Here is a 25,228-nt window from a genome sequence, read left to right as displayed (position 1 = left end):
ATGCCCCAGGCGAGCGCCCCTACCCCATCCGCCGCGACGAATCCGGGCGGCTGCGGTTCAGCCCACTGCGCGTGCCGATCGAACGCGGCCGCGCCATTCGACGATACCGATTACGGCACGCCCCGCAGGCACGCGGACACCGACGTGACGCTCGAAATCGACGGCCGCGACGTCACCGTGCCTGCGGGCACCTCGGTCATGCGCGCCGCGATCGAAGCCGGCGTGAACGTGCCCAAGCTGTGCGCGACCGATTCGCTGGAGCCGTTCGGCTCGTGCCGTTTGTGCCTCGTCGAAATCGAGGGCAAGCGCGGTTATCCCGCGTCGTGCACGACGCCCGTCGAAGCGGGCATGCGCGTGCGCACGCAAAGCGACCGGCTGCAAGCGCTGCGCCGCAACGTAATGGAGCTGTATATCTCCGATCACCCCCTCGATTGCTTGACGTGCCCCGCCAACGGCGACTGCGAGTTGCAGGACATGGCCGGGGTCGTCGGTCTGCGCGAGGTGCGTTACGGCTTCGACGGCGCCAATCATTTGAAGGACACGAAGGACGAATCGAACCCTTACTTCACGTACGATCCTTCGAAGTGCATCGTCTGCAATCGCTGCGTTCGCGCGTGCGAGGAAACGCAAGGCACGTTCGCCCTGACGATCGCCGGACGCGGTTTCGAATCGCGCGTTGCGGCGAGCGAGAGCCAGCCGTTCATGGAGTCCGAGTGCGTCTCGTGCGGCGCGTGCGTCGCTGCCTGCCCCACCGCGACGCTCGTCGAAAAAAGCATCACGTTCTCGGGCCAAGCCGAACATTCGGTCGTCACCACGTGCGCCTACTGCGGCGTCGGCTGTTCGTTCAAGGCCGAGATGAAAGGCTCGCAAGTCGTGCGCATGACGCCCCACAAAAACGGTCAAGCCAACGAAGGCCACGCCTGCGTCAAAGGCCGTTTCGCTTGGGGCTACGCCACGCATAAGGACCGCATCACGAAGCCGATGATCCGCGCCAAGATCACCGATCCGTGGCGCGAGGTGAGCTGGGAAGAGGCGATCGCGTACGCGGCCTCGGAGTTCCGCCGCGTGCAAGCGAAGTACGGACGCGATTCGATCGGCGGCATCACGTCCTCGCGTTGCACGAACGAGGAAACCTATCTCGTCCAAAAGCTCGTGCGCGCCGCGTTCGGCAACAACAACGTCGATACCTGCGCGCGCGTTTGCCATTCGCCGACCGGCTATGGCCTGAAAACGACGATCGGCGAGTCGGCCGGCACGCAGACGTTCGCATCGGTCGAACACGCCGACGTGATCATGGTCATCGGCGCCAATCCGACGGACGGACACCCGGTTTTCGGTTCACGCCTGAAACGGCGCCTGCGCGAAGGCGCCAAGCTCATCGTCGCCGATCCGCGCCGTATCGACTTGGTCGACGGCCCGCATGTGAAGGCCGCCTTCCATCTGCAACTGCGCCCCGGTACGAACGTCGCGCTCGTCAACGCGCTGGCTCATACGATCGTCACCGAAGGTCTACTGAACGAAGCGTTCATCGCCGAGCGGTGCGAACCCCTCGCGTTCGAGCAATGGCGCGCATTCGTTTCGCAGCCGGAGAATTCGCCCGAGGCCACGGCCGACGTCACCGGGGTACCGGCCGAGCAAGTGCGCGAAGCGGCGCGCTTATACGCGACGGGGGGCAACGCCGCGATCTATTACGGGCTCGGCGTGACCGAACACGCGCAAGGCTCGACCATGGTCATGGGCATCGCGAACCTCGCGATGGCAACCGGCAACATCGGCCGCGAGGGCGTCGGCGTCAATCCGCTGCGCGGTCAGAACAACGTCCAAGGCTCGTGCGACATGGGCTCGTTCCCGCACGAACTGCCCGGTTACCGCCATATCGGCGGCGACGAGGTGCGGCATCAATTCGAGGCCGCCTGGGGCGTGACGCTCCAGCCTGAACCGGGCCTGCGCATCCCGAACATGTTCGACGCGGCGCTCGACGGCAGCTTCAAGGGCTTGTATTGCCAAGGCGAGGACATCGTCCAATCGGATCCCGATACGCAGCACGTGGCGGCCGCGCTCACGTCGATGGAATGCATCGTCGTTCAGGATATCTTCTTGAACGAAACGGCGAAGTACGCGCACGTCTTCTTGCCGGGCTCGTCGTTCCTCGAAAAAGACGGCACGTTCACCAACGCCGAACGCCGGATTTCGCGCGTGCGGCGCGTCATGCCGCCGCTTGCGCGCTACGCCGATTGGGAAGTCACGTTGATGCTGGCGCGCGCGCTCGGCTACGAGATGGACTATGCCCATCCGTCGGAGATCATGGACGAAATCGCGCGGCTCACGCCGACGTTCAGCGGCGTCTCCTATGCACTGCTGGACCGGCTAGGCAGCGTCCAATGGCCGTGCAACGAACAAGCGCCGGAAGGCACGCCGACGATGCACGTCGACGCGTTCGTGCGCGGCAAGGGCAAGTTCGTCATCACGCAATTCGTGGCATCGCGCGAAAAGGTCACGCGACGTTACCCGCTCTTGCTGACGACCGGACGCATCCTCTCGCAATACAACGTCGGGGCTCAGACGCGGCGCACGGAAAACTCGCGCTGGCACGAGGAAGATCGGCTCGAAATCCATCCGCACGACGCGCAGGAACGCGGCATCGCGACGGGCGATTGGGTCGGCATCGAATCGCGCGCGGGGCAAACCGTGCTGCGGGCCCTCGTCAGCGAACGGATGCAGCCCGGCGTCGTCTATACGACGTTCCACTTCCCCGAGTCCGGTGCGAACGTGATCACGACCGATAGCTCCGATTGGGCGACGAACTGCCCCGAGTACAAAGTCACGGCTGTCCAGGTGCAGCCCGTGCAGCAGCCGTCCGAATGGCAGCAACGCTACGAACGCTTCAACCAAACGCAGCTCGAATTGCTGCGCGAGCGCGAACGTTCGCTGGCCGGTGCTGCCAGCGGCAAATGAACGCCATGACCGGCAAAACCAACCCGACGAACGACAGCGAACGGCGATGAACACCGAGCATTTGATCGAGATGGCAAACCAGATCGGCGAGTTTTTTGCGTCGATGCCCGATCGCGACGAAGCGCTAGCCGGTATCGCCGATCATATCCGGCGCTTCTGGGAGCCGCGGATGCGCCGCGCGATTCTGGCTTCGCTCGACGATCCCGCCGCCGGCGCGGCAATCTCCCCGATCGTACGGGAGGCGCTTATACGCGCGCGCGACGCATTGACGCCTCGCGCGGCCGCATAAAGCGGCGACGCTCGGAGTGCGTGCAAAGCGCGAGGCGCCGAGCCGGTCAAACTACCTTGGGGGCATGCGCGAACCATGCCTCGCAGTGCCGCGCGAGCGCGCTCGCATCGGAAGCGGGCCGCCCGCGCGCGCCGATGTAGCCGTCGGGCCGCACGAGATAAAACGCCGGTCGCGTGCGTCCATAAGTCGAGGTGAGCGAGAACGCCTCGTCGTCGCCGGCGTCCGTCACGCGCCAGATTCGCACCGCCCCCGGCAGCGCAGCCTCGATGCTCGCGCTTAGACGGTCGAGTTCGGGATCGGCGGTAGGCTCGGGGGCCGCGAGCGCGGGCGCCGCATCGAGTTCGGACGGCTCGCCGTTCGGCGGCTCCACGAGGATGAATAGCGAAAAAAACGCCGGGTCGTGCAAGTCGTACAGACGCCCCGTGCCCGGCGCTCGCCCGAGCGGACCATCCACGACATGAACGAGCGCATCGGGGGCCCGTTCGCCGGCCCGCGGCCCGCCGTCCAACACGCGTTCGAGCGTGAGCGGACTGCGCCGGTACTGGATCGCCAGTTCGCTGACCATCAGCCGAGCCGCATCGCGCAGCGGGCCGAAGGCGGCCAACACCGGCATCACGCGTTCGCGCAGCAGCTTGAGCGGACCGCGCTCTGCTTCCGCCAGTTGGGTAATAAAGGCGGTTTGGCGCAAGACGTCGCGCTCGATCGGGTGGCGCTCTATCTGATAGGTATCGAGCAGCGCATCGCCCGCTTTGCCGGCCAACGCGCAGGCAAGCTTCCAGCCGAGGTTCAGCGCCTCTTGGATGCCCGTGTTCATCCCCTGCGCACCCGCCGGGCTGTGGACGTGTGCGGCGTCGCCGGCCAGAAAGACGCGCTGCGTCCGCAGCCGCTCCACCATGCGGCTGTTGATATGGAAATAACTGGACCAGCCGAGTTCCGACAGCATCAACGGATGATGCGCGCGCTGCTGCGCGACGGCGCGGCATAGCTCCAGCGAAGGGGGATCGTCCTCGGTGGCCGCGGCCGGTTGCATCGCTTGCACCGACTCGCCGTTTGTACGCAGTTGCGCCGAGCCATGCGTCAAAGCGGTCGCATTGTCGGCGATGAAACGGTGACGCCCGCCGCCCATCGGAATGATCCCGGCGAGCCCGTCGGCGGAAGCGAAGAGGTGAAATTCATCGTCCGACAAATCGGATGCGATTTGTAGATCGGCGAGCAGGAACGTCTGAGCAAGCGCCTGGCCCGCGAAGTTCAGACCCAGCAGATGGCGCACGGTGCTATGCGCGCCGTCGGCGCCGACCACATAGGCCGCCCGGCAAATTTCCTGCCGGCCGTCGACGTGCAAAAGCTGCGCCTCGACCTGCGCGGCCTCTTGCCGTAGCCCGACGAGTTCGACGCCGCGCTCGATCCGCACGCCCAGCGTGGCGAGGTGTTCGGTCAGCACGCGCTCCGTCGCCGACTGCTCCAAGCACAGCAGATACGGATAACGCGTGTGCAGCGGGTCGAAATCGAGCCGCGCGAGCCGCGTGCCGTTCGAATAGAGATTCGCGGCGCGCAAACGGTGTCCGAGTTCGAGGATCGGGTCTACGAGGCGGTGTTGTTCGAACAGCTCCAACGTACGAGCCTGTATGCCGATCGCCCGCGAATGCGGCGCGGGGTGCGGCGCGCGATCGATCACGCGTACGCTTGCGCGTGATCGAGCCAAACTCATCGCGCAAGCGAGCCCGGTCGGCCCAGCCCCCACGATCAGCACCGGCAGCGCGTTGACGTTGACGGCGGCCATGCTTGTCCTCCGGCGAACGAAGAGATCCCGCCAAGTGTACGCCGGCCGACCGGGATCGGGGCCCGAACCGCGCCAGCCGAATCACCCGTGCCTTCGGTCACGACGACAGCACCGGGCGCCCGCGGCCGGGCACCTCGCGAGTATGGGACAATGCCGCGTTTGCGCCATTGCCTGCCGTCATGGATCCCTTTTTTGCGCGCGCCTACGCGGCGCATCGTGACGGACGACTCGCCGACGCCGAGCGCGATTACCGTGCCGCGATCGACGCCGATCCCGTCCACACCGACGCCCTCCACCTCCTGGGTGTGCTCCGCCATCAGCAAGGCCGCCACGAAGAAGCGGCCGAGCTAGTGGGCCGGGCCGTGGCATTGCGGCCCGACGACGCGGGCCTGCAACTGAATCTCGGTAACGCGTTGAAGGCATTGGGCAAGCTCGATGGCGCGATCGAGCGTTTTCGCAATGCACTGTCGCTCGCGCCGGATTTCGGGCTTGCTCATTACAATCTCGGCAACGCCTACGCGCAGGCGGGACGCCATGAAGACGCCGTGCTCGCCTTCGAACGATCGTTGCGTCTGCAACCGAACGACGCCTCGATTTACAACAATCTCGGCAATGCGCTGCACGCGTTGGGCCGCACGCAGGAAGCGATCGCGGCGTTCTCACAGGCGCTTGCCTTGCGGCCGGGACACGCAGGCGCCCACAACAATCTCGGCATGGCGCTAGCGGCGCTCGGGCGCACGGAGCAAGCGATCGAGCAATTTCAGGCGGCACTGGCGGCGCAGCCGAACTATGTCGCCGCGCACTTCAACCTCGGCAATACGCTGGACGCCGTCGGCCGTCACGAGGAAGCCGCCGGCGCGTTCGAGGCTGCGCTAGCGCTGCAGGGCAATTTCCCTCCCGCGCTGTTGGGGCTCGGCAATGCGCTCGCTGCGCAGGGCCGCTACCGCGACGCGATCGCCCGCTTCGAGCGCGCGGTCGGGCTCGATCCGCAACTCGCGCTCGCATGGCTCGGGCTCGGCAATGCGCACCATGCGCTCGGCTCGCACGAAGCCGCGCTGCGGGCCTTCGATCAAGCACTGCGGCTGCGGCCCGATCTGGCGTCGGCGCAACTGAACCGCGCGCTGACGCTGCTCACGCTTGGCGATTTCACGCGCGGTTTGCCCGCCTATGAATCACGGCTCGCGATAGCTGCGGCGGCCGGCGAAGCGGCGCCCGCCGCACCCCGATGGCACGGAGAGCCGGCCCCCGGACGCACGCTTTTGATCGAAGCGGAACAAGGCTTCGGCGATACCTTGCAGTTCCTTCGGTTCGTGCCGCTCGCGCGTGAGCGCGTCGGCCGGGTCATCGTGACGGTGCAGCGCGAACTGGAGCCGCTCGTCGCGCCGCTCGCAACCGACTGGCGCATCGCGGTGGCCATCGCGGGGCAAGCGCGGCCGCAAGCCGACCTATGCTGTCCGCTGCTAAGCCTGCCGCTCGTTCTCGGCACGACGCTCGAGACATTGCCGTCTCCCGGCCGCTATCTGGAGGTGCCGGCCGCGTACCGGCGCCGCTGGCGCGGCTCACTGGGAGGCCACGCGAAAATCAAGATCGGGCTCGCCTGGTCGGGCCGCATTCAGGCGCATGAAAACCGGGCGATGCCAATCGAAACCCTCGCTCCGCTGTTCGCGCTCGAGAGTATCGATTGGCTCGTGCTTCAGCCGAATCTGAGCGACGACGATAAACGCGCGCTCGATACGTTCGCGCGCACGGCCTCGATCCACCGGTTCGATACGCGTATCGGCGACTTCGCCGATACGGCTGCCGTCGTCGACCGGCTCGACGCGATCGTTTCCATCGATACGTCGATTGCGCACCTGGCCGGCGCGCTCGGCAAGCCGCTCTGGCTCATGCTGCCTTATGCGGCCGACTGGCGCTGGTTCACGAACACCGACCGCAGCCCTTGGTACCCCAGCGCGCGGCTCGTGCGCCAGCCTTCGCCGGGACAATGGGAAAGCGTCGTCGCAACCGTCGCCCAGGCGCTCACGCGCGAAGTGCTGGGCCGATAAAGCAGCGCGGCGCGCGGACATCTCACGTCCGCGCGCCGCGCGCTTGTTTTCGAGCGGCCGCCGGGGCCGCGCGAGGAGTCGATAGTCAGACGGCCTTGTACTGCTCGCGCGCCTGGGGCGTGCGATAGAGGAACAACGTGGCTACGAGGCCGCAAATCGCCGCGACGCCCATCCAGAGGCCCGGCGCTGCCTTGTTACCCGTTTCATGGATCAGCAAGGTCGAGATCGCGGGCGTGAAACCGCCGATCGTCGTCGCCAAGCTGTAGGCGAGCGAGAACCCTGCCGTTCGTACGGCGCGCGGCATGACCTCGGTCAGCGCCACGACCATCGCGCCGTTATAGCTGCCGTAGAGGAACGAGAGCCATAGTTCCACGGCCAGCAAGCGGCCGAACGAAGGCTCCACCACGAGCCACTGCACGGCTGGATAAGCGGTCAAAATCGTGAGCACGGTGAAGACGATCAGCACGGGCCGGCGGCCGACGCGATCCGATACCGCGCCCATCACGGGCAACCACACGAGGTTGGACAAGCCGATGCAAACGGTCACGATGAGCGTATCGATCGACGAAAGCTTCAGCACTTCCCGGCCGAACGTCGGCGTGTACGCCGTGATGAGGTAGAACGACACCGTGGTCATCAGCACCATGCCCATGCCCCCGAGCACGACGCCCCAGTTCTGCACGAGCGAGGCGAACACTTCGCCGATCGAAGGACGGTGCGGCATCTCGAGGAATTCGTCGGTTTCCTTCAGCGAGCGGCGAATCAGGAACAGGAACGGCACGATCAGGCAGCCGATCAGGAACGGCACACGCCACCCCCATGCTTCCATCTGCTCGGCCGGCAGCAGGTTGTTCAAAATCACGCCGAGCAGCGCCGCGAACACGACGGCCACCTGCTGGCTGCCCGATTGCCACGAGCAATAAAAGCCCTTGTGGCCCTTCGTGGCGATCTCCGACAGATAGACCGAAACGCCGCCCAGCTCGACACCGGCCGAAAAGCCTTGCAGCAGCCGCCCGAGCAAAACGAGCACCGGCGCAAGCATGCCGATCGTCGCGTAGCCGGGCACCGCCGCGACGGCCAGCGTCCCGACGGCCATCAGCGTCAGCGTGAGGATGAGGCCCTTGCGGCGGCCGTGACGGTCGATATAGGCGCCGAGCACGAGCGCGCCGAGCGGACGCATCATGAAACCGGCGCCGAACACGGACAGCGAGAGCATCAGCGAGACGAAGTCGTTGCCGCTCGGGAAATAGGTCTTGGCGATCGCATGCGCGTAGTAGCCGTAGACCATGAAGTCGTACATCTCGAGAAAATTGCCGCTGACGACGCGAAAGACGGTGCGGACTTTCGATTCGGCGGCCGAAGCGGGGGAAACGCTGGACATGACTCTCTCTACGAAGCCGCCCTTGCGCGGGAAAGCAACCCGCGCGATCGAACGGTGAAAAACGAAGGATTAGGCGGGGGTCGAAGCCGGCCTTGCGGCACGGTTCGCATCGAGGCGCGCGACCCCGCCATGTATTGCGCCGACATCATACTGCGACAGACAAGTCGGTGCAGCACACGATCCGTCAGTGGGCGCCGCCGCGTTCGCGGATCTGAGGCCAGGCGAGCTTCATGTAGTAGAGCATCGACCAGATCGTCAGCACCGCGGCGAGATAAATGAGCCACTGTCCCCACACGCGCGTATCGATCGCGAGCGTACCACCGAGCGGGACCTTGCCGTAGTAGAGCAGCATGGGAATGGCGACCATTTGGCAAGCCGTCTTGAACTTGCCGAGCTGGTTGACGGCCACGCTCTTCGAAGCACCGATCTGCGCCATCCACTCACGCAGTGCCGAAATCGCGATCTCGCGGCCGACGATCACGAGTGCGATCGCGGATTGAATGCGCGTCAATTGCACGAGCACGAGCAGCGCGGCGGTGACCATGAGCTTGTCGGCCACCGGATCCAAGAACGCGCCGAACGCGGAGGTCTGGTTCCATTTGCGCGCCAAAAAACCGTCGAACCAATCGGTCAGCGCGGCCAGCACGAAGATCGCCGCCGCCGAAATATTACGTTCGGCGCCGCTCATCATCGAATCGGGCATGTAGAACACGCCGACGACGAGCGGAATCAGCACGATCCGCAGCCATGTCAGAAAGATCGGGAAATTGAACGGCATGGGCGAATGGCAGGCCTGGAAAGTGAGAGAGCGGATCAAGGAGACGCCATTGTGCCGCGTCGCCGGACCCGCCACAAGTTAGGACGGCAAAGCCCGGCCGGCCTCGGTCAATGCAGTTGCCGGTAGATCTGTTCGGCCAGCGAGCGGGAGATGCCTTCGACGCTCGCCAAATCCTCGACGCTCGCCGCCACCACGCCGCGCAAGCCGCCGAAACGCGCCAGCAGGCGCTGACGCCGTTTGGCGCCCACGCCTTCCAATTCCTCGAGCCGGGAGGTTTGGCGGGCTTTCGCCCGTTTGGCTCGCATGCCCGTGATGGCGAAACGGTGCGCTTCGTCGCGAATCTGCGCGACGAGCATCAGCGCGGCACTCTCCTTGCCGAGTTCGAGGGCCGGGCGGCCGTCCGCGAAGACGAGCGTCTCCAGACCGACCTTGCGGCCCTCGCCTTTGGCGACGCCCACGAGTATCGAACGGTCGAGCCCGAGTTCGGTAAACACTTGGCGAGCCACCTCGACTTGGCCCTTGCCGCCGTCGATCAGCACGATGTTGGGCAGCACGCCGCCGCTTGCGACGGTTTCGGCCGAATCGGCCGCGAGTTCGGGGTCGGCCGCAGCCTCCGGCTGCAGCGCTTGAGCCCGGTCATCGGCGTTCCGAGCGGCCATGAGCGCGAGTTTCTCGTAGCGGCGCGTGAGCACCTGGCGCATGGCGGCATAGTCGTCGCCGGGCGTGATGCCCGTGATGTTGTAGCGGCGATATTCGCCGTTTTGCATTTTGTGATCGCGGTAAACGACACACGATGCTTGCGTCGCCTCGCCCATCGTATGGCTAATGTCGAAACATTCGATACGCAAATGCGCGAGGTCGTCGCACTCCATGCCGAGCACTTCGGCCAATGCGCGCGTGCGCGCCTGCTGCGAGCCGCGCTCGGACAAGAGCCGCGCCAGCGCGAGCCGCGCGTTTTGCTCGGCCATCCCGAGCCAGACGCGCCGCTGCCCTTGGGGCTGGCGCACGAACACGACCTTGTGTCCCGCTTGTTCGGCCAGCAAATCGACGAGTTCCCGGTTAGCCGGCGCATGGCTGACGACGAGCACAGGTGGAACACGATTGCCGAGGTAGTGCTGCGCGATGAACGCCTCGAGCACTTCGGTTTCGATGCCGGTTTCGAGCGGTTCCGATATTGCCGAGGACTCCGATGATTCCGGCGCTTCGTCCACGACCTCGGCTTCGTCCGCTTGCCCGGTTTCGCCGGCATCGTCTTCGTCGTCGCTTGCGAACGCGCTTTCGACATGCGCCGGGAAATAGGCCTTGTCGCCGAGATGGCGTCCGCCGCGCACCATGGCGAGATTGACGCAGACACGTCCGCCCTGCGCCACGACGGCCAGGATATCGACGTCGCTGTCGCCCCCCACTTCGATCGCCTGCTGGTGCAGCACCGTGGAGAGCGAACTCATCTGGTTGCGCACGGCCGCCGCCTGCTCGAACTTCAGTTCGGCGGCGAACGCATGCATCTTGGCCTCCAACTCCTTCATGACCTCGCTTTGACGGCCGAGCAAAAAGCGCGATGCGTTCGAGACGTCGCGCGCGTAATCCTCTTCGCTGATCGCGCCGACGCACGGCGCCGTGCAGCGGCCGATTTGATGCAGCAGGCAAGGCCGTGTTCGATTGTTGAAGACGGAATCCTCGCAGGTGCGCAACTGGAAAACGCGCTGCAAGATTTGAATGCTTTCGCGCACGGCCCAGGCGCTTGGAAACGGCCCGAAATATTGGTTCTTCTTGTCCACCGCGCCGCGGTAATACGCCATGCGCGGATAGGCATGGCCCGTCAGCTTCAAATACGGATACGACTTGTCGTCGCGAAACAGAATGTTGTAGCGCGGAGCCAGCGCCTTGATCAGATTGTTCTCGAGCAGCAGCGCCTCGGCTTCCGAACGCGTGACCGTCGTTTCGATGCGCGCGATGCGCGTGATCATCATCGCGATACGCGGCGAAACCTGCGTCTTCGTGAAGTAGCTCGAGACGCGCTTTTTCAGGTCGCGCGCCTTGCCGACGTAGAGCACGTTCTCTTGCGCGTCGTAGTAACGGTACACGCCGGGCAGATGCGGCAATTGCGCGAGGAACTTCTTCGGTTCGAAAGGCGGATGTTGAGCGTCGGATTCGGTCATGCGCGTCGGATGCGAAACGCCGCGCGCGGCTTGCGGGCCGCGGCGTGCTTGCGTGCTTTAGAATCGCCAGTTTAGACCATTTGCCCCGGCCGTTTGCGTCGGCGGGTCGCCGCGTTCGCCGCGGCCCGGCCGACGCCGCATGCACCGTCCGGTCTGTCCTTGCTCCGGGCGCCCTCTCGTCCCATCATTGCGCCATGCCCTCGAACGCTTCCGCCCACCAGGCACACCCCACGCCGCCCGCCGCCGATACGCTCTCGTGCGATCTCTTTTGCGCCGTCATCGACAACTTCGGTGACGTGGGCGTGTGCTGGCGTCTGGCGCGGCAACTGTCGACGGAGTACGGTTGGCAGGTACGCTTGCTCGTCGACGACTTGCATACGTTCGCGCGCTTATGCCCGGCGCTCGACCTGGCGCTCGCGCGGCAGCGCATCGACGGCGTCGTCATCGAGCACTGGCGCGAGCCGATGCACGCGGGCGATGCGCTGACCGTGGCCGATATCGTCATCGAAGCTTTCGCATGCGAGCTGCCGCCGGCCTACGTCGCCGCGATGGCCCGGCGCCAGCGCAGCCCGGTCTGGGTCAACCTCGAGTACCTGAGCGCCGAGGATTGGGTCGCCGAATGCCATCTGAAGCCCTCGCCGCATACGCGTTATCCGCTGACCAAGACGTTCTTCTTCCCCGGTCTCGGCCCAGGAACCGGCGGCGTGATCAAGGAAAGATCCCTGGACGATGCCCGCCGGGCATTCGAATCCGACGCGCACGCGCGCGACGCTTGGTGGAGGGAAACGACCGGCGCGCCGCAGCCGCCGTCCGAGGCAACCGTGGTCTCGCTCTTCTGCTATGAGAATCCGGCCGTCGACGGCCTGCTCGAGCAATGGCGCGATGCGGCGGAGCCCCTCGTGCTGCTGGCGCCGGAGGGCCGCGTCTCGGGCGCGCTGGCCCGTTTCCTCGGCCTGCCGGCATTCGGCCCCGGCGCGCGCGCCGAGCGCGGCGCCTTGCGAGCCCATTCGCTTGCGTTTCGCCCCCAACCCGAATTCGATAAATTGCTGTGGGCCAGCGATCTGAACTTCGTGCGCGGCGAGGACTCGTTCGTCAGGGCCCAATGGGCGTGCCGGCCGTTCGTTTGGCACATCTATCCGCAAGCCGATGCGGCGCACTTGCCCAAGCTCGATGCCGCGCTCGCCCATTACGCGCGAGGTCTCGCGCCGGCGCCGCGCGCGGCGCTCGGCCGCTTTTGGCACGCCTGGAATGGGGCTGGAACACCCGACTGGGCCGATTTCTGGCGCCATCGCGACACCTACCGGACGCGCGCGGCGGCTTGGGCCGGCGAACTCGCTGCTGTCGGCGACCTCGCCGCCAACCTAGCCGAATTAGCGAAATCTCAGTTAAAATAAGCGGTTATCCAACGGCGTAGCGAGTGCTACTTGAACGATCGATGTCGATGCCGTTGAGCAACAGATCAGCCACTTTATTCGCACAGGATCGTTTTATGAAGATTGCACAGGAACTGCGCACCGGCAACGTCGTGATGATTGGCAGCGACGCCATGGTCGTGCAAAAAACCGAGTACAACAAGTCGGGCCGCAACGCCGCCGTCGTCAAGATGAAGCTGAAGAATCTGCTGACGGGCGCCGGCATGGAATCCGTCTACAAGGCGGATGACAAGTTCGACGTCGTCGTGCTCGATCGCAAGGAAGTGACGTATTCGTACTTCGCCGACCCGATGTACGTCTTCATGGACGCCGACTACAACCAATACGAAGTCGAAGCCGAGATGATGGGCAACGCGCTCAACTACCTCGAAGACGGCATGCCCTGCGAAGTCGTGTTCTACAACGAAAAAGCGATCTCGGTCGAATTGCCGACCACGCTCGTGCGCGAAATCACGTACACGGAGCCGGCGGTCAAGGGCGACACGTCGTCGGGCAAGGTGCTCAAGACGGCCAAAATCAACACGGGCTTCGAGCTGCAAGTCCCGCTATTCTGCAACATCGGCGACAAGATCGAAATCGATACGCGCACGGACGAATACCGCAGCCGCGCGTAACCGTTCCCGCTTTCGGGCGCCGCTTGCGCGCCCCGAACGGAACGTTATGCCGACTGAAAGCGCCCCCTGGGGCGCTTTTTTTTTCGTATGAGTGGTGTATGGTTAAGCAAACTTTACCGGTCGTTTTTTCACTATAGCGCGGCCGGAACTGCCGCTCTTTCCGGGTGGCGGTGACAAGTGCTTGTTCTGTAAAGGAGAACGATCTGGCACGCCAAATGCTTTGCTCGATCGGTAGCCCGTGCGCCGTCGAAATGCGTTTGTCGTGGATGGCGTCATTCCTTCTTGGCGCCGACGGGCTTCCGACTTACTAATTGACTACGCCAGCCATGCCACACGCCCTGATTGTCGAAGACGATCCTAATAGTCTGTCCGGTCTCAATGCGATCGTCGCCGCCGACGGTTTCTCCGTCGACACCGCCGCCTCGCTCGCCGAAGCGCGCGCGGCGCTGACGCGCTTCATCCCCGATGTCGTCTTGATCGACCTGAACTTGCCCGACGGCAGCGGCCTCGACCTGCTGCATAACCTGCCCGCCCAGCCGGACGGCGTCGTGCCGGTGATCGTCATGACCGGCAACGCCACGGTCGAAAGCGCGATCGAAGGGCTGCGCCACGGTATTTGGGACTACCTGCTCAAGCCCGTCAACATTCCGCGGCTGCGCTCACTGCTCGCGCGCATCCCGCGCCCGTACGAGTTGACGGAAGAAGTGCAAGCGCTTCGCTCGACGTTGCGCCGCCTGGGCCGTTTCGGCCCGATGATCGGCCGCAGCGACGCAATGGCTCACGTCTACGATGCGATCGAGCGGCTGGCCCCGACCGAGTCGGCCATTCTCATCTGCGGCGAGGCGGGCACGGGCAAGGAAATCGCCGCCCGCACCCTGCACGAGATGAGCCGCCGCCGCAAAGGCCCGTTCGTCGTCTTCGATTGCCGCGCCTTCGCGCGCGACGGCGGCGCGGAGCGCGGGCTCGACAGCATGCTGTTCGGCCAGGAAAGCGCCGTGCCGTCGATCGAGCGCCGCGAACCGGGCTTGTTCGAACAAGCGGCGGGCGGCACGCTGTTCCTCGACGAGATTGCCGAATTGCCGTTGCCGCAGCAAGAAGCATTGCTGCGCGCGCTTGATTCGCAAACGTATATGCGCGTGGGCGGGAGCAATCAAGTCAGCGTGGATTGCCGCATCATCGCGGCGACGCGCAAGCCGGCCCGGGACGCCGTCGCGCAAGGCGTGCTGCGTGAGGATTTGTGGCTGCGGCTCGATGCGGCCTCGCTGGCTCTGCCGCCGCTGCGCGAACGCGGCGACGACGCGGTGCTGCTGGCCGAGGCGCTCGTCGACGAGCTCAATCGCGAGATCAACGCCAGCGGCTTGGCCACGGTCAACAAAAGGATCGGGCCGAACCTCGTCCGCGAATGCCTCACCTACGATTGGCCCGGCAACGTGCGCGAGTTGCACGAACGCGTGCGCCGCGCCTACAACGCCTCGGGCGAGATCGTCGATTCGCTGCGGGCCGACGAGGCCAACGGCGCCGGTGGCCGGCGGCTCAACGGCGGCAGCGTGCAGGTGACGGTCGGCACGCCGCTCTCCGACGTCGAGGATCTGCTGATCCGGGCAACGCTCGATGCCGTCGGCGGCACGCGCCATCGCGCCGCCACCCTGCTCGGCATCAGCCCGAAAACGCTCTACAAGAAGCTGCAACGCATGAAGATGGCGTAGCGGCCGGCATCAACCGAACGCGCCGGCGAGCAGCGCCTTCGCGTCGCGATAAACGGGCCGCTCGAGGAGCTTGCGCCAATTGGGCGCCTTGCCGCGCGGGCGCAGTTGCTTCAGGCGCTGCGCGCTTTCCTTCGATGGCTCGTACGCCAACTCGTTCAGCACGCGCTCCGCGGCCTCCGGCTGATTGCAGACGAGCACCATGTCGCAGCCGGCCTCGAGTGCCGCTTGCGCCGCTTGTGTGAGCGTGCCGCCCGCGCGCGCCGCCTCCATCGACAAGTCGTCGCTGAAAATCGCGCCCTTGAACCCGAGCCGCTCGCGCAAGATGTCTCGCAGCCAGATCCGCGAGAAGCCTGCCGGCTTGTCGTCGACTTTCGAATAGATCACGTGCGCCGGAATCACCGAGGCGAGCGCCATGCCGAGCCAATCGTAGGGCGCGGCATCATCGGCCAAAATCTCTTCGAGCGAACGCTCGTCGACAGGCAGTGCGACGTGAGAATCGGCGCTCGCATATCCGTGACCCGGGAAGTGCTTGCCGCAGTTGGCCATCCCGGCAAGCGCAAGCCCGTGGTTCAGACTTTTCGCAAGCAACGTCACGACGCGCGGGTCGCGATGGAACGAGCGGTCGCCGATGACCGCGGAACGGCCGTAATCGAGATCGAGCACGGGCGTGAAGCTCATATCGATCCCGCAGGCGCGCAGCTCTGCCGCGAGCACGTAGCCGGTGGCCGTGGCGACTTTGGTCGCGTGCAGCACGTCCCGATCCCAAAGCTCGCCGAGGCGCCGCATGGCGGGCAGCACCGTGAAGCCGTCCGTGCGGAAGCGCTGAACGCGGCCGCCTTCGTGATCGACGGCGATCAGCAAATCGTCGCGCACGTCGCGGATGGCATCGGTCAGCGCAATGAGCTGGCCCCGGTTTTCGAAATGACGGGAGAACAAAATGACGCCGCCCGTCATCGGGTGCGCCAGGCGCCGCACGTCGTCGTCGGTCAGCACTTGCCCCTGGACGTCGAGCATCACGGGGCCGGGAGGGTTTTTCATCGAGTCGAGGAGCATGTCGGAGAAAAGAAACGAAGCGTGCGCGCACGGAGCGCGCTTATTGTTGGGCGGACGTCGAATTCGTTTCGGCGACGACGAACGAGACGGCATAGTCGCGCTCGTCGCTAATCGTCACTTGCGCCGTGATGCCGCGCTCGGCAAGCCAAGCGGCGAGCTCGCCCGAGGCTTTGATAAAGGGTTTGCCGCTCGGCTCGTTCAGCGTTTGCAGCGCACGCCATGTCATCGGCCAGTGCATGCCGAGGCCGATAGCCTTGGAAAACGCTTCCTTCGCCGAAAAGCGTGTCGCGAGAAACGCGAGTCCCCTCGCCTCCGAACGCGCCTTGCGCGCGTGATAGACGCGCAACTCGTCGGGGCCGAGCACCTTCTCGGCGAAGCGCCCATTCGTTCGCGCCATGACGGCCGCCACGCGGCTCACTTGGATGAGATCCGTGCCGATACCGTAGATCGCCATGGCGCGGCCTCTTGAAGAATCAGCGCTTGGCGGCGAGACGCGCCGCCACCATGATGGCCTTCATCTCGCGCACCGCGTTGTCCCAGCCCGCGAAGATCGCGTGCGCGACGATCGCATGACCGATGTTCAATTCGACGATGCCCTCGATGGCGGCGATCTGCTGCACGTTCGTATAGTGCAGACCGTGGCCCGCGTTGACCTTCAAACCGAGCGACACGCCAAGTTCGACGCCGCGCACGATGCGCTCGTATTCGCGCTGTTGTTCGGCTTCGCCGTGCGCATCGGCATAACGACCGGTGTGCAATTCGACGACCGGCGCGCCCGCTTCCTGCGCCGCGCGAAGCTGCGCTTCGTCGGCATCGATGAAGAGCGAAACACGCGAGCCCGCATCGGCCAGTTGGCGACATGCGGCGCGGACCGACTCGAAACGACCGGCCACGTCGAGACCGCCTTCCGTCGTCAGTTCCGCGCGCTTTTCGGGTACGAGGCAGACGTCGTGCGGACGCACGTCGCAGGCGATATCGAGCATCTCCTGCGTCACCGCGCATTCGAGGTTCATCCGCGTCGCCAGTTGCGGCCGCAGCGCGCGCACGTCCGCATCGACGATGTGGCGGCGGTCCTCGCGCAAGTGCAGCGTGATGGCGTCCGCTCCGGCGGCCTCGGCTTGCAGCGCGGCGCGAACCGGGTCGGGATAGCGTGTGCCGCGCGCGTTGCGCAGCGTGGCGACGTGATCGATGTTGACGCCGAGGTCGATGACGTTCGGCGACGTCAGGAAAAAGCTCATAGGTTCTGCAGATCGAGAAGAATCTGGCGCGTCGCCAGCGGCGTGCCGCCAAGATAGGTGTTGAGCAAAAAGCGCATCAGCGTCTTGCTTTGCGCGACCGTCTGGGCACGATGGTAATCGTCGCGCTCCATGTCCAGCAACGTTTGTCCCGAGACGACGGGCCAGTGCGCGGGCAGCTCGCTCGCCGCCTCGCGCACGCCGCGCTCGGGATCGAAGACATAGCGCCCATCGGCCAGCACGGCTTTGCGCGCCACCGTGCGATCGAGCGCCATCGCATAGCCCGTCTCGCGCAGCAACACGCGTTCGAACGAGCGCAACACTTGGACCGGCGGCTCGTCGTGCGCAAGCCGGGTCAGCGTGACGACGTAATGATGGAACAGTTGGGGATGCGGATCCTCGCGCGCGCAGAACTTGACGAGCAGTTCGTTGACATAAAACCCGCACAGCAACGCGTCGCCGCGCAACGGCAACATACCGCCGACCCATTCGGCTCCGGTCAGCGTGCGCATCTCGGATTTGCCCGACCACGACATCGAGAGCGGCTGAAACGTCTGCAGCACGCCGCGCAGCGCCGAATGCGGGCGTTTCGCGCCCTTCGCGACGAGCGCGAGGCGGCCGTGGTCGCGCGAAAACACGTCGATGATGAGACTCGTCTCGCGGTAGGGATAGCTGTGCAGGACGAACGCGGGCTGCTCCCCGATACGGTGCGACGGCTCGCGCGGCGCGCGGCGCGAGGGCGCGCGTTCGCCCTCCTCGCTAGAGCGCGATGCCGATGCCGCACGCGTGCGCTTGGTGCGAACGGGCGCAGGCGCCGCCTTGCCTGACTCTGTCTCGTCGTCGGACGCGGGAATCGTTACCGGCGCGTCGTGAATCTCGTCATTCGTACCCATAGGCACGCAGCCCGGCCTCGTTGTCGGCCCAACCGCTCTTCACCTTGATAAACGTTTCGAGATAAACGGGGCCGTCGAAGAGCTTTTCCATGTCGAGCCGTGCCTCGGTGCTGATCTGTTTGAGCTTGGCGCCCTTGTGGCCGATGATCATCGCCTTGTGTGCGTCGCGATCGACGAGGATCGTCGCGAAGACGCGACGCAAGCGCCCCTCCGTCTCGAATTTATCGATGAGCACCGTGCTCGTATACGGCAATTCGTCGCCGGTCCAACGAAAGACCTTCTCGCGCAAAATCTCCGCCGCGAGAAAGCGCTCGCTGCGGTCGGTCAGATCGTCTTCGCCGTACATCGGCGTGCCCTCGGGCAGATAAGGCTTGACCGTATCGAGCAGATGCTTGACGTCGTCGGCGTGCTTGGCCGAAAGCGGGACGATTTCCTTGAATTCGCGCAGTGCGCTCATCTTTTGGAAGAACGGATAGAGCGCCTTCTTGTCGTTCACTCGATCGAGTTTGTTCGCGACGAGCAGCGTGGGCGCCGACGGCGGAATCAGATCGAGCACCTTCTGATCGTCGGGCCCGAAGCGTCCCGCCTCGATCACGAACAGCACCGCATCGACGGACGTCAGCGTCGAGGTGACGGCACGATTGAGCGACCGATTGAGCGCACCGCTGTGCTGAGTCTGGAAACCCGGCGTATCGACGAAGATGAACTGCGCGTCCTCGAACGTATGGATACCCGTGATGCGATGGCGCGTGGTTTGCGCCTTGCGCGACGTAATGCTGATTTTTTGCCCGACAAGCGCGTTCATCAGCGTCGATTTGCCGACGTTCGGCCGGCCGACGATGGCGACCATGCCGCAGCGAAAGCCGGAGGGGTTGGGGGTATCGATCATGCGAGGCTGGCGAGTCGGAAAGTGGCGGCGCGGCGCGCGGGAGGCGCCGCGAACGCGAATGAGGTCATGAATGGTCGGGTTCGGGCGCGCGCGGACGCGTCGCGCCGGCGATGTCCGACACGAGTTCGGCTTCTCCGCCGGGCGTGGCGGCGCCGGCGTTCGGCTGGCCGTCGGCCTTCACCGCACCGGGCTCCGGCTTGGCTGCGGCCGCATCTTGCTTGACTCCGGGGGAAGCGCCTTCGCTCTTCGCGCTGGCGTCTTGTCCGCGCCCTTGCGTCTTGTGCTCGACATGCGCGGCGCGAATCATCGCCGGCGGCACGCTCGCGGCGCGCTCCCCGCCTTCGACGGCAACGGGCGCCTTCGCGGCTTCGCCACGCGCGCCTTTGTCTTTCTCCGACCGGCGTTCGGGTGCCCGCAAATCGAGCGCCGCTTGAATGCCTTTGACGCCCGGCACAACGTCGGGCTCGCCGAGCTTGGCGGCCCGCGCGCCGCGCGAGCGCTTGGGCTTCACTTCGAGCGCCGGCTGCACGGCCATGACTTCATCGAGCGCCTTCTTGGCCGCGGCCTGTTCGGCGGCACGGCGGCTCGCGCCGGAGCCCGACACTTTCACGTCGAGCTTGGGCACCGCGCATTCCACCTCGAACTGCTGATTATGTGCGGCACCGTGCGTCGCGACGACCGTATAAGTGGGCAAGGCGATCTTGTGTCCTTGCAAGTACTCCTGAAGCAACGTCTTGGCGTCCTTGCCCAGCGTACGGGGATCGATGTGATCGAGGATCGGGACGTACAAGCGCTTGATGACGGTCTGCGCCGCATCGAATCCGCCGTCCAGAAAGATCGCGCCGAGAATGGCTTCGAACGCGTCGGCAAGGATCGACGGGCGTCGGAAGCCGCCGCTGCGCAGCTCGCCTTCCCCGAGCCGCAGGCCTTCGGAAATATTAAGGGCCTGAGCAATCTCGTAGAGCGACTGCTGTTTGACGAGGTTCGCGCGCACGCGCGAGAGGTCGCCTTCGTCCAGTTTGCCGAATCGCTGATACAAAAGCGCGGCCACCGCGCAATTTAGAACGGAGTCGCCCAGGAATTCGAGCCGTTCATTGTGCGAGGCACTGTGACTGCGGTGAGTTAACGCCTGGCGCAACAATTCCGCATTGCGAAATTCGTAGCGCAACCGGCTTTCGAGCGGAGATAGCGGCATGTGCAGAGTATAACGCGCGCGCCTCGCCCGACGGTCCGACGGGGCGAGGCGCGAAAAAACGTGGCAAACCGGATGGACGACGCGCACGCCGCGCACAGCGCGGCGTGCGACGCGTTCAGTTGAACGTGCCGATGCGCTTCAGATTACTGAAGTTCATCCAAATGAAGAACGCGCGCCCCACGATGTTGCGATCGGGCACGAAGCCCCAGTAGCGGCTGTCCGCACTGTTGTCGCGGTTATCGCCCATCATGAAGTAGTGGCCCGCGGGCACCTTGCAGACCACCCCCTCGCTGTTGTACGAGCAGTTGTCGCGATAGGGAAAGTCTTCGGCGCCGATGACGAACGGCGGCACGGCGGGGTTGTTCAAGATCGCGTGCTTACGGCCGAGCAAGTCTTCCTCGAACTGTTTGGCATAGCCGATCCGTTCTTCGTCGAAGTAATCGGGCAACGGCGTTTCGGTGACGCTCTTGCCGTTGACCGTCAGGCGCTTGTTCTCGTAGGCGACCGTATCGCCGGGCAGACCGACGACGCGCTTGATGTAATCGACCGATTCGTCCTTCGGATAGCGAAACACCACGACGTCGCCGCGCGCGAGCGGCGAGCCTTGCGTGATTTTCGTATTGACGATCGGCAGCCGCAGCCCGTAATCGAACTTATTCACGAGAATGAAATCGCCGACGAGCAGCGTCGGCACCATCGAGCCCGACGGAATCTTGAATGGTTCGACCACGAACGAGCGCACGAGGAACACGACGAGAATCACGGGGAAAAAGCTGGCCGTGTATTCGAGCCACCAGGGCTGACGCAATTTCTCGTCGCGCAGGCGGGCACGCGTTTGCGGCGCGTTTTCATCCGCGAAGCGCTCGCCGATACGCGCCTGTTGGCGATCGAATTCGGTCACGGCGGCCTCGGCGGCGCGCCGGCGCTGCGGCAAAAACACAAGCTTATCGGCAACCCACGCGATGCCCGTCAAGACGACGAGCACAAAAAGAATCAGCGCAAAGTCCATGTAAGAGAGGTCCTGTTATTTGTCTTCGACGCGCAAGATTGCGAGGAAAGCCTCTTGCGGAATCTCGACGGACCCGACTTGCTTCATTCGCTTCTTGCCTTCCTTTTGCTTTTCCAACAGCTTCTTTTTACGCGTGATGTCGCCCCCGTAGCACTTCGCCAGCACGTTCTTGCGCAGCGCCTTGATGTTTTCGCGCGCGATGATGTGCGCGCCGATCGCGGCTTGAATCGCCACGTCGTACATCTGACGCGGAATGATTTCGCGCATCTTCGCCGCGACTTCGCGGCCGCGGTATTGCGACTGCGACCGGTGCACGATGACCGACAGCGCATCGACCTTGTCGCCGTTGATCAGCATGTCGACCTTGACGACGTCGGACGCGCGGTATTCCTTGAACTCGTAATCCATCGACGCGTAGCCGCGCGATACCGATTTCAGGCGATCGAAGAAGTCGAGCACGATCTCGGCCATCGGGATTTCGTAGGTGAGCTGCACCTGGCGGCCGTGGTATTGCATGTTGATCTGGTTGCCGCGCTTTTGCGTGCACAGCGTGATGACCGAACCCACGTAATCCTGCGGCATATACAGATTCACCGTGACGATCGGCTCGCGGATCTCTTCGATCTTCGAAGGATCGGGCATCTTGGCCGGGTTCTCGACCATGATGATCGAGCCGTCGCCCTGGACCACCTCATAGACCACGGTCGGCGCCGTGGTAATGAGATCCATGTCGAATTCGCGTTCGAGCCGCTCCTGCACGATTTCCATGTGCAGCAAGCCGAGGAAGCCGCAGCGGAAACCGAACCCGAGCGCTTGCGACACCTCGGGCTCATATTGCAGCGATGCGTCGTTCAGTTTGAGCTTTTCGAGCGACTCGCGCAGCGCATCGTACTGGTTGGCCTCGACGGGATACAAGCCCGCGAACACCTGCGGCTTCACTTCCTTGAAGCCCGGCAACGGCTCTTGCGCCGGCCGCGTGGCCAGCGTGACCGTGTCGCCCACTTTCGCCGCCGTCAGTTCCTTGATGCCGGCGATGATGAAGCCCACCTGCCCCGCCGACAGCGACTCGAGGTTCTTGGACTTCGGCGTGAACACGCCGATATGCTCGACGGGATACTGCGCTCCCGTGGCCATCAGCTTGATCTTGTCCTTCGGACGCAGCGTGCCGTTCACGATACGCACGAGCATGACGACGCCGACGTAGTTATCGAACCACGAGTCGATGATGAGCGCCTGCAGCGGGCCGTCCGGATCGCCCTTGGGCGCGGGAACCTTCGCGATCAGCGACTCGAGCACGTCCTCGACGCCGAGCCCCGTCTTGGCGCTGCACCGAACGGCGTCGGTCGCGTCGATCCCGATCACGTCCTCGATTTCGGCGATCGCGTTCTCGGGATTGGCCGCCGGCAAATCGATCTTGTTGAGCACGGGCACGACTTCGACGCCCAGTTCGATCGCGGTGTAGCAGTTGGCGACCGTCTGCGCCTCGACGCCCTGGCTTGCGTCGACGACGAGCAGCGCGCCTTCGCAAGCCGATAGCGAACGGCTCACTTCATACGAGAAGTCGACGTGGCCCGGCGTGTCGATGAGGTTCAGGTTATAGACCTTGCCATCGCGCGCGCGGTAATGCAACGCGGCCGTTTGCGCCTTGATCGTGATGCCGCGCTCGCGCTCGAGGTCCATCGAGTCGAGTACTTGCGATTCCATTTCGCGGTCGGACAGGCCGCCGCACAGTTGGATGATGCGATCGGCGAGCGTCGACTTGCCATGGTCGATGTGCGCAATGATCGAAAAGTTGCGTATGTGATCCATTCAGGGCCGATCAAGCGAAAAAGGCGCGCTCGGACGACTGCGGAGCACGCCTTGTAAGTATGTGAAAAAACGGCCTATTTTAGCCGAAATGGCCTCGCCACGGCGGATTTCGCCATGGGGGCCGTTCGTATCGGTGACGGCCGATGAGGCCGCAAGCGTTGGAACGCCGGCTCGGGGGGCCGTCGACGCGTGGCCCGGCGGCTGCATTGGGGTCACGCGCCCGGCCGCGCCAATGCCGCCCGCACGCGCTCGCCGTCGAGCCGGTAATGACAAAGTTGCACGCCTTCGCAGACGAGCACCGGCACGAGTTCGTCGTAACGCTCGACGAGCGCCGGATCGGCGTCGACGTCGATCACTTCGAGCGTCGCGCCGAATTCGCGCACGAGCGGCTCGAGCGCCTCGCGCATCTGCTCGCACAGGTGGCACCAAGCCCGCGAGTAAAGCGTCAAATGCCGGGCGGGCAAGGCGGTCATTTGCTTTGCGCGCGAGGTTTGATCGGCACGAATTGCGTGTTCTCGCCACGGCGCACGAGCACGGCCACCATCTTTTTCGGATCGAGATGCGCCGTCACCTGCTCGAACTGCTTCGCGCTCGAGATATCCGTATCGCCCACCCGCAAAATGATGTCGCCTTTTTGGAGCCCGACGCGCGCCGCGGGGCCGTCGACGGCTTCCACTTGGACGCCGCCCGTGCGCAGTTTCAGCGACTTCACCTGACTCGGAGACAAATCCGACACCGTCACCCCCAGCGAATTCGACGGCCGCGGCTTCGGCGGCGGGCTTTGCTGCTCGTCGGCCTTGGCGGTTTTGTCGGGTTGCGTCTGCACGACCGCGATCGGCACTTCGCGCGATTGTCCCTTGCGCCAGAAGGTCACCGTCGCATGACTACCCGGCTTCGTATCGCCGACCATGCGCGGCAGATCCGTATCGGTCTCCACGGTCGTGCCGTTGAATTTCAAGATAATGTCGCCCGGCTGCAGGCCGGCTTTATCCGCCGGACCGCCCGGCTCGACGCTACTCACGAGCGCACCTTGCGCGCGCGGCAAACCGAGCGATTCGGCCACGTCCTTCGTGACCTCGCCGATGGACACAGCGATCCGGCCGCGCACGACCTTGCCCGTCGTCTCGAGTTGATCGGCTACCCGCATTGCCTCGTCGATCGGAATCGCGAAGGCGATCCCCATGAATCCGCCGGTGCGGCTGTAAATCTGCGAGTTGATGCCGATCACTTCGCCTTGCATGTTGATCAGCGGACCGCCCGAATTGCCCGGGTTCACGGCTGCGTCGGTCTGAATGAACGGCAAGTAATCGCCGGTCTCGCGCCCCTTGGCGCTGACGATCCCGGCCGTCACGGTGTTGTCGAGACCGAACGGCGAGCCGATCGCCACGACCCACTCGCCCACGCGAACCTTGTTCGAATCGCCGATCGTCACCGTCGGCAGATTCGTCGCGTCGATCTTCACGACCGCGATGTCCGTGCGATCGTCCACGCCGATCAGCTTGGCTTTGAACTCGCGTTTGTCGGTCAACGTGACGTAGATGTTGTCGGCATCGTCCACGACGTGCGCATTCGTCATCACGTAGCCGTCGGCCGACAGGATAAAGCCCGAGCCGACGCCCGCGCTCTTCTCGTCGTCGTTGTTGTCCGATTGGTCCGGGCTACCGCCACGGTCGCCGCGATCTCCGCGGTCGCCACGATCGCCTGGATCGCCGCCGCGCGGCCCTTGCGGCAACGGAATGCCGAAAAAGCGCCGGAAGAATTCGGACATGTCCCCGTCGCCCATCCCCGGCGGCGCGGGGCGCTGGCTGCTCGAGCTCGGCGCCAGCGTCGTCGTGGTGCGGATATTGACCACCGCCGGCCCCACTTTGTCGACGAGGTCGGTGAAATCGGGCAGGCTCGCGGCGGGCACGGCCGATTGCGCATGGGGCGCAAACGAGAGGCAAGCCATCGCCGCGGCGGCCGCTAGGAATTTGCGCACCGAAAGAGTCGTCATAACAGGGGAAGC

Annotated in this window: 20 protein-coding genes; 6 read left to right on the top strand and 14 right to left on the bottom strand. The window is 64.7% G+C overall.

Annotated features, from left to right (window positions below):
* Nucleotides 1–2,955, top strand: a complete 2,955-nt coding sequence (gene fdhF / locus DXT59_RS08535) for a formate dehydrogenase subunit alpha (protein ID WP_116136592.1) — start codon at nt 1–3, stop codon at nt 2,953–2,955.
* A 46-nt stretch (nt 2,956–3,001) separates the two neighbouring features.
* The gene (locus tag DXT59_RS08530) at nt 3,002–3,244 is read left to right on the top strand and encodes a formate dehydrogenase subunit delta (protein ID WP_116136470.1); all 243 of its coding nucleotides are present in this window, start codon (nt 3,002–3,004) and stop codon (nt 3,242–3,244) included.
* A gap of 46 nt (nt 3,245–3,290) precedes the next feature.
* On the opposite strand, the gene DXT59_RS08525 is transcribed toward DXT59_RS08530, so the two are convergent.
* Complete coding sequence (locus tag DXT59_RS08525; protein WP_116136469.1) at nt 3,291–5,024, bottom strand: FAD-dependent monooxygenase; 1,734 nt, start codon at nt 5,022–5,024, stop codon at nt 3,291–3,293.
* 179 nt (nt 5,025–5,203) lie between these two features.
* Between DXT59_RS08525 and DXT59_RS08520 the strand changes: the two genes are divergently transcribed.
* On the top strand, nt 5,204–7,069 hold the full coding sequence (locus DXT59_RS08520; protein WP_116136468.1) for a tetratricopeptide repeat protein: 1,866 nt from the start codon (nt 5,204–5,206) through the stop codon (nt 7,067–7,069).
* Between the two features lie 85 nt (nt 7,070–7,154).
* Here DXT59_RS08520 and tcuC read toward each other — a convergent pair whose 3' ends face one another.
* From tcuC to uvrC, 3 genes are all read right to left on the bottom strand, one after another.
* Nucleotides 7,155–8,450 carry an MFS transporter gene (gene tcuC, locus DXT59_RS08515; protein WP_116136467.1) on the bottom strand — a complete coding sequence of 432 codons (1,296 nt, stop codon included), beginning with the start codon at nt 8,448–8,450 and terminating at the stop codon, nt 7,155–7,157.
* A 184-nt stretch (nt 8,451–8,634) separates the two neighbouring features.
* Complete coding sequence (pgsA, locus tag DXT59_RS08510) at nt 8,635–9,228, bottom strand: CDP-diacylglycerol--glycerol-3-phosphate 3-phosphatidyltransferase (protein ID WP_116136466.1); 594 nt, start codon at nt 9,226–9,228, stop codon at nt 8,635–8,637.
* A gap of 107 nt (nt 9,229–9,335) precedes the next feature.
* Nucleotides 9,336–11,387: an excinuclease ABC subunit UvrC gene (gene uvrC / locus DXT59_RS08505; protein ID WP_116136465.1), complete on the bottom strand. Its 2,052-nt coding sequence runs from the start codon at nt 11,385–11,387 to the stop codon at nt 9,336–9,338.
* 194 nt (nt 11,388–11,581) lie between these two features.
* On the opposite strand from uvrC, the gene earP reads away from it, so the two are divergent.
* The 3 genes from earP (at nt 11,582) to DXT59_RS08490 (ending at nt 15,140) form a co-directional block, all read left to right on the top strand.
* A complete protein-coding gene (gene earP / locus DXT59_RS08500) occupies nt 11,582–12,781 on the top strand; it encodes an elongation factor P maturation arginine rhamnosyltransferase EarP (RefSeq protein WP_116136464.1) in 1,200 nt (399 codons plus the stop codon).
* Between the two features lie 95 nt (nt 12,782–12,876).
* Nucleotides 12,877–13,434 carry an elongation factor P gene (gene efp / locus DXT59_RS08495; protein WP_116136463.1) on the top strand — a complete coding sequence of 186 codons (558 nt, stop codon included), beginning with the start codon at nt 12,877–12,879 and terminating at the stop codon, nt 13,432–13,434.
* 326 nt (nt 13,435–13,760) lie between these two features.
* A complete protein-coding gene (locus DXT59_RS08490; protein ID WP_116136462.1) occupies nt 13,761–15,140 on the top strand; it encodes a sigma-54-dependent transcriptional regulator in 1,380 nt (459 codons plus the stop codon).
* A 9-nt stretch (nt 15,141–15,149) separates the two neighbouring features.
* Here the strand turns inward: DXT59_RS08490 and nagZ are convergent, their stop codons facing one another.
* From nagZ to DXT59_RS08440, 10 genes are all read right to left on the bottom strand, one after another.
* Nucleotides 15,150–16,178, bottom strand: coding sequence for a beta-N-acetylhexosaminidase (gene nagZ, locus DXT59_RS08485; RefSeq protein WP_116136591.1), 1,029 nt, complete (start codon nt 16,176–16,178; stop codon nt 15,150–15,152).
* Between the two features lie 55 nt (nt 16,179–16,233).
* Nucleotides 16,234–16,647: a holo-ACP synthase gene (gene acpS / locus DXT59_RS08480; protein ID WP_116136461.1), complete on the bottom strand. Its 414-nt coding sequence runs from the start codon at nt 16,645–16,647 to the stop codon at nt 16,234–16,236.
* Nucleotides 16,648–16,666: 19 nt separating this feature from the next.
* Nucleotides 16,667–17,431, bottom strand: coding sequence for a pyridoxine 5'-phosphate synthase (gene pdxJ, locus DXT59_RS08475; protein WP_116136460.1), 765 nt, complete (start codon nt 17,429–17,431; stop codon nt 16,667–16,669).
* Nucleotides 17,428–18,321, bottom strand: coding sequence for a DNA repair protein RecO (gene recO, locus DXT59_RS08470; RefSeq protein WP_116136459.1), 894 nt, complete (start codon nt 18,319–18,321; stop codon nt 17,428–17,430). The genes pdxJ and recO overlap by 4 nt, the downstream gene beginning before the upstream one ends.
* Complete coding sequence (era, locus tag DXT59_RS08465; protein ID WP_162878006.1) at nt 18,308–19,171, bottom strand: GTPase Era; 864 nt, start codon at nt 19,169–19,171, stop codon at nt 18,308–18,310. The genes recO and era overlap by 14 nt, the downstream gene beginning before the upstream one ends.
* A 103-nt stretch (nt 19,172–19,274) precedes the next feature.
* Nucleotides 19,275–20,405 (bottom strand): ribonuclease III, encoded by a 1,131-nt coding sequence (gene rnc, locus DXT59_RS08460; protein ID WP_116136590.1) that lies wholly within the window; start codon nt 20,403–20,405, stop codon nt 19,275–19,277.
* Nucleotides 20,406–20,520: 115 nt separating this feature from the next.
* Complete coding sequence (lepB, locus tag DXT59_RS08455) at nt 20,521–21,414, bottom strand: signal peptidase I (RefSeq protein ID WP_116136458.1); 894 nt, start codon at nt 21,412–21,414, stop codon at nt 20,521–20,523.
* 15 nt (nt 21,415–21,429) lie between these two features.
* Complete coding sequence (lepA, locus tag DXT59_RS08450; protein ID WP_116136457.1) at nt 21,430–23,223, bottom strand: translation elongation factor 4; 1,794 nt, start codon at nt 23,221–23,223, stop codon at nt 21,430–21,432.
* 212 nt (nt 23,224–23,435) lie between these two features.
* Nucleotides 23,436–23,696: a glutaredoxin family protein gene (locus DXT59_RS08445; RefSeq protein ID WP_116136456.1), complete on the bottom strand. Its 261-nt coding sequence runs from the start codon at nt 23,694–23,696 to the stop codon at nt 23,436–23,438.
* On the bottom strand, nt 23,693–25,216 hold the full coding sequence (locus DXT59_RS08440) for a DegQ family serine endoprotease (RefSeq protein WP_116136455.1): 1,524 nt from the start codon (nt 25,214–25,216) through the stop codon (nt 23,693–23,695). Before DXT59_RS08440 ends, DXT59_RS08445 begins: the two co-directional genes overlap by 4 nt.
* Nucleotides 25,217–25,228: the final 12 nt, after the last annotated feature.

The sequence above is a fragment of the Trinickia diaoshuihuensis genome (assembly GCF_003390925.1).
Lineage (GTDB): Bacteria > Pseudomonadota > Gammaproteobacteria > Burkholderiales > Burkholderiaceae > Trinickia > Trinickia diaoshuihuensis.
The sequence above is the reverse complement of the archived record's forward strand: the minus strand, read 5'-3'. Positions and strand labels throughout refer to the sequence as shown.